The organism is Pseudoalteromonas sp. BSi20429, assembly GCF_000238895.1.
Classification (GTDB): Bacteria; Pseudomonadota; Gammaproteobacteria; order Enterobacterales; family Alteromonadaceae; genus Pseudoalteromonas; species Pseudoalteromonas arctica.
On the sequence record NZ_BADV01000082.1, the window covers coordinates 1 to 5,218 of the forward strand.

5 protein-coding genes are annotated in these 5,218 nt (G+C 39.5%); 4 read left to right on the forward strand and 1 reads right to left on the reverse strand.

Annotated features, from left to right (window positions below):
* Positions 1-221 precede the first annotated feature (221 nt).
* Positions 222-1,409, forward strand: coding sequence for a polysaccharide lyase family 7 protein (locus P20429_RS03920; protein ID WP_007585780.1), 1,188 nt, complete (start codon positions 222-224; stop codon positions 1,407-1,409).
* Between the two features lie 96 nt (positions 1,410-1,505).
* Here P20429_RS03920 and P20429_RS03915 read toward each other — a convergent pair whose 3' ends face one another.
* Complete coding sequence (locus P20429_RS03915) at positions 1,506-2,477, reverse strand: zinc transporter ZntB (protein WP_007585782.1); 972 nt, start codon at positions 2,475-2,477, stop codon at positions 1,506-1,508.
* Between the two features lie 285 nt (positions 2,478-2,762).
* On the opposite strand from P20429_RS03915, the gene P20429_RS03910 reads away from it, so the two are divergent.
* Genes P20429_RS03910 through P20429_RS03900 form a run of 3 tightly spaced genes read left to right on the forward strand, consistent with a single transcriptional unit; the run spans position 2,763 to position 5,150 of the window.
* Positions 2,763-3,197, forward strand: coding sequence for an ATP-dependent zinc protease (locus tag P20429_RS03910; protein WP_007585784.1), 435 nt, complete (start codon positions 2,763-2,765; stop codon positions 3,195-3,197).
* 2 nt (positions 3,198-3,199) lie between these two features.
* The gene (rimK, locus tag P20429_RS03905; RefSeq protein ID WP_002961977.1) at positions 3,200-4,105 is read left to right on the forward strand and encodes a 30S ribosomal protein S6--L-glutamate ligase; all 906 of its coding nucleotides are present in this window, start codon (positions 3,200-3,202) and stop codon (positions 4,103-4,105) included.
* A complete protein-coding gene (locus P20429_RS03900) occupies positions 4,092-5,150 on the forward strand; it encodes a succinylglutamate desuccinylase/aspartoacylase family protein (RefSeq protein ID WP_007585786.1) in 1,059 nt (352 codons plus the stop codon). Before rimK ends, P20429_RS03900 begins: the two co-directional genes overlap by 14 nt.
* Positions 5,151-5,218: the final 68 nt, after the last annotated feature.

Genomic DNA, 5,218 nt, shown 5'->3' on the forward strand with positions numbered 1-5,218 from the left:
ACAGGCAATATAACTTGTGTCTCAGCCCAGCTGGCAATAATTATTGGTAATATTTGTTTGTAAACCAAGAGTGGTTTTATTTACATTTTACTTATTACCAATTACACATAAAAACACAAGTTAAAACCTGTTTACAGGCGATGATCTAGGCTCAAGTGAAATACTCATTTATAGCCATGTAGTAAGATTTTTTCATGTACAGGTTTGGAGAAATAAAGATAATGATTAACCAAAAATCCCTATTTATGCTTGCAGCAATGACTGCTAGCTCAAGTTTTGTACAAGCGGCAACTGTTAATAATGCTGGATTTGAAGATGGTTGGAATAACTGGAATGAAACAGAACCAGCGGCTATTTCAGGTAGTGCTTACAAGGGCTCTAAATCATTAAAAATTCAAGGTAGCCCAGGGCGTGTTTACCAAAATGTAGATGTAGATCGAAATACTCAGTACACGTTAAGTGCGTACGTACTTGGCAAGGGACAAATCGGCATTAACGATCTTAATGGTTTGTTTAAAAGTGAGAAATTTAACGTTTCTTCGTGGACAAAAGTATCTAAAACTTTCACCACAGCTAATACAGGTTCGCTACAAGTATTTGCTAAGCATGATAAGAGCTCAAGCGATGTTCGTTTTGATGACTTTTCGTTAACTAAGGGGAGTTCTTCTGGCGGCGGAGACACAGGTGGTGGTGATACTGGCGGTGGCGACACTGGTAGTGGCTCAGGTATAGCAAGCAACATCACCAACGGTAGTATTTTTGACCTTGAAGGTAATGATCCTCATCCATTAGTAAATAGCGACACTTTAGAGTTTGTTCCTCTAGAAGCGCGTCATATCACTCCAAACGGGAATGGCTGGCGTCATGAATATAAAGTAAAAGAAAGTGCACGTGTTGCAATGACCGAAACCTATGAGGTTTTTGAGGCAACTGTAAAAGTTGAAATGTCAGATGGTGGTAAAACGATTATTTCTCAGCACCACGCTAGCGATACGGGTACGATTTCAAAAGTATATGTTTCAGATACTGATGAATCAGGTTTTGATGATAGCGTAGCAGGTAACGGGATTTTTGACGTTTATGTTCGCCTGCGTAACACCAGTGGTAAAGAAGAAAAACATGCACTAGGTACTATCAGAAGTGGTGGTTCATTCAATCTAAAAGTAGTTAATAATTACGGTGATGTAGATGTGACTGCATTAGGTACTACCTTTGGTATTCCGGTAGAAGATGATTCAGAATCTTACTTTAAGTTTGGTAATTATTTACAATCACAAGACCCATATACACTAGATGAGTGTGGCGAGTCAGGAAACTCAGATTCATTTAAAGAGTGCTTTAAAGATTTAGGAATTACAAAAGCTAAAGTAACAATGACTGACGTTAGTTATACGCGTAAAACTAACTAATTATTTAGTTATTCAGTAGTTTAGAAGGCCACTCAGTTTAAAGCTGAGTGGCTTTTTTAATGCTTTTTAAATGCTTTTTAAATGTATAAACTTAATCTATAACCATTTTTTATTTTTAAAATACACACCAATACCGCCAGTAAGTACAATCAAAAATATAACAAACGCACTAAATGCATAGGGGCTCTCGGTACCCGGAATACCTCCTACGTTTACGCCTAACAGGCCGGTTAAAAAGCCTAAAGGTAAAAATAATGCAGCCACAACCGACATTACATACATACGCTGATTTAATTGCTCAGACACTTGGTTAGTGATTGTTTGTTGAATGATTTGCGCACGTTCAATAGAGCTATCAAGCTCCTCTAAATAACGAATAAGTAAGTTTGTTGTTTCGTTTAATTTTGCTTTATCGTCATCTAACAGCCACGGGTAGTGATTATTTACCATTGAGCTAAGGGCTTCTTTTTGCGGTTTTAAATAACGCTTTAAGGCAATTGTTTGACGGCGCAACTGTGATAAACCTTGGTTATCAAACTTTTTACTTGGTTCATCTATTTCTTCTTCAAACTCGTCGAGTGTTTCATCTAGTGAGTCAATAACGCTTTGCATGCGAGAAGTTAGTTTTTGTGTAATAGAGCACACTAATTCAGAAATATTGCATGGGCCTTTATTTTCATTTAAACAGGTGAGCGTATCCTGCACCGATAATAAACGACGCTTGCGGGTAGTAATAAGAATGTCTTCGCTAATAAATAAACGAATTGAAACCATGTCTTCAGGGCTTTGTGCTGGATTTAAATTTACACCACGTAAAAATAACATATGTCCGTTAGTCGTTGATGTAATACGCGGGCGTGTTTCATCAGCAATTAAGGACTCTAATTCGTAGTCGTTTAAATGAGGTTGTGCCTTGAGCCATTCAACAGCCTCGCTTTGGCTATAGTCCATGTGCACCCAAAGTTTTCCGTGGCTTGGTTGCCAGCTATTTAGCTCATTAGTGCTTTCAATAGGGCGAGCGCCGCCTTGTCCATCAAGTACAAGTGCATGTAGTAAACCATTAATCATAATTATTTCTCATAATAGTGTATTTTTAATACCGTTAACTATAGTGTATCTACTTAAGTATTTTAAACTTACCTTTATTTTTAATAAGTTAAGCTTAAATAGCAAAATATATGCAGAGCCTTTGGGCTGAGTAAAGTGGCATAAAGTACTATTCAGCAAGGCGTGCATTGTGTGACCAGTTGTTTAAAAAGATCAATTTAATTTACTAATCGACTAGATAAATTTATTTCGTTGGTGTTTTTTTACCTGTAGCGTATAAGTCACTTTTTTATTAAGGGCACATTTATGACAGCAAAGATCACAGTTGGTTGGCGTGAGTGGTTAAGTTTACCTGGGCTTGGTATTAACGAGATAAAAGCAAAAATTGATACTGGCGCTCGCACTTCATGTATTCATGCAATTAACATTGAAGAATACGAAGTTGACTCAGAAAAATGGGTTAAATTTACGGCCCAGCCACTGCAAGATGATGAGCAAACGCAAGTCACTTGCAATGCAAAAGTTAAAAAAATGAAGTACGTAACCAGCTCAAGTGGGCAAAAAGAGTTACGTTACTTTATAGAAACTACATTGCATGCAGGCGAGCACAGCTGGCCTATCGAGCTTACTTTAACAAGCCGTGCAACAATGAAGTTTAGAATGTTATTAGGGCGTACAGCCATGGAAAATCGTATAGTCGTTGACCCGGCTTTATCTCAACTATTAGGTCGTAAGGTTTAACTATGAAAATCGGTATTTTATCTCGCAACAGAAAATTATATTCAACACGTCGCTTAATTGAGGCGGCAGAGGCACGCGGTCACGAAGTTAAAGTGATTGATGCATTGCGCTGTTATATGAATATCAACTCTGAGCAACCAGAAATTCACTATCGCGGTGAAAACTTAAAAGAATTTGACGCAATCGTCCCGCGTATTGGTGCATCGGTTACATTTTATGGCTGTTCGGTACTTCGTCAGTTTGAAATGATGGGTGTTTACCCTGTAAACGAATCAGTCGCTATTTCTCGTTCGCGCGATAAATTACGCTCACTTCAGTTACTTTCGCGCAAAGGCGTTGGTATGCCAGTAACAGGTTTTGCTAGCAAACCAGATGATGTAAAAGACTTACTAGAAATGGTAGGCGGTGCACCTGTTGTAATTAAATTACTTGAAGGCACACAAGGCATTGGTGTTGTACTTGCTGAAACACGCAAAGCGGCTGAAAGTGTTATTGAAGCATTTATGGGCTTGAAAGCTAATATTATGGTTCAGGAATACATTAAAGAAGCGGGTGGTGCCGATATACGTTGTTTCGTATTAGGCGATAAAGTAATAGCAGCAATGAAGCGCCAAGCACAAGAAGGTGAGTTCCGCTCTAACCTTCACCGTGGTGGTAGTGCTACATTAGTTCGTATTACTCCAGAGGAGCGTAAAACAGCAGTAGCCGCGGCTAAATCAATGGGCTTGAACGTAGCGGGGGTTGATTTACTTCGCTCATCTCGTGGACCACTTGTGATGGAAGTAAACTCATCACCAGGTTTAGAGGGCATTGAAATAGCAACAGGTAAAGACATTGCAGGCATGGTGATTGATTTCATCGAAAAAAATGCTTCAAGTAAAGGAACAGCAACACGTGGCAAAGGTTAAAATTAACCGTCCTTTTTCCTTATTAGGAGAGAGTGTAGGCGTAGGCGAGCGTAAAACACTTGCCTTAGAGGCAGCTAAACTTTATACCCATTCACCACTTAATATTCCTATTGAAGTGGTTAACGGTGTAATGGAAGGTCCTGTGCTTATGGTGTGTGCGGCTATTCATGGTGATGAGCTAAATGGCGTAGAAGTTGTGCGTCAGTTAATTGCTAAAATAGACCCAAGCCAACTGCGCGGCACAATAATCGCTGTGCCTATTGTGAATGTGTTTGGCTTTATTCATAAATCGCGTTACTTACCAGACCGACGCGATATGAATCGTAGCTTTCCAGGTTCTGAGCGTGGCTCACTTGCTGGGCGTATGGCTTATATGTTTTTTAATCAAGTGGCAATACATTGTACCCACATTATTGATTTACATACTGGCGCTATTCATCGAACTAACTTACCGCAAATTCGCGCTAACTTAGCTGATGAAGCAACCGCTGAAATGGCTAAAGCATTCGGCACGCCAGCAGTTATAGATGCATCATTGCGTAATGGCTCATTACGAAGTGAAGCTGCAAACCTAGGTATACCGGTTATAACCTATGAAGCTGGTGAAGCACTGCGTTTTGATCCAATCGCCATTGCGGCAGGTGTTCAAGGTGTTGATTATGTTATGCGTCATTTAAAAATGATCCGTGGCAAGCGTCCTAAAAAGTTACCAGATCCTATTATTGCAGGTTCAACTAGTTGGATACGTGCCGAAGTTGATGGCATTGTGCGTGCACAAGTATCACTAGGGGAGCATGTAACTAAAGGGCAAGTACTTGCTTATATTAGTAGCCCACTAGGTGACTCTGAGCTTGAGCTTTTAGCGCCTAAAGGCGGTATTGTTATTGGTCAGCAAACTATGCCATTGGTAAATGAAGGTGATGCGGTATTCCACCTTGCTTACTTTGCAAATGATAATAGCCTAGTAGAGCAGCAACTAGAGAACTTTATTGATGAGATAAATGATTTAGATGACGAGCTTAAAACAGCTGAATTAAATAACTAGTAGCCAACCTGAACTCTATTTAGTTAAAGCATTAAAAAAAGCCGCAGAAGGTAATTATCTTCTGCGGC

Bases quoted from the DNA above. Each gene is read 5' to 3' on its own strand.
- P20429_RS03920 (WP_007585780.1), top strand. From the start codon at position 222: ATGATTAACCAAAAATCCCTATTTATGCTTGCAGCAATGACTGCTAGC.
- P20429_RS03915 (WP_007585782.1), bottom strand. From the start codon at position 2,477: ATGATTAATGGTTTACTACATGCACTTGTACTTGATGGACAAGGCGGC.
- rimK (WP_002961977.1), top strand. From the start codon at position 3,200: ATGAAAATCGGTATTTTATCTCGCAACAGAAAATTATATTCAACACGT.
- P20429_RS03910 (WP_007585784.1), top strand. From the start codon at position 2,763: ATGACAGCAAAGATCACAGTTGGTTGGCGTGAGTGGTTAAGTTTACCT.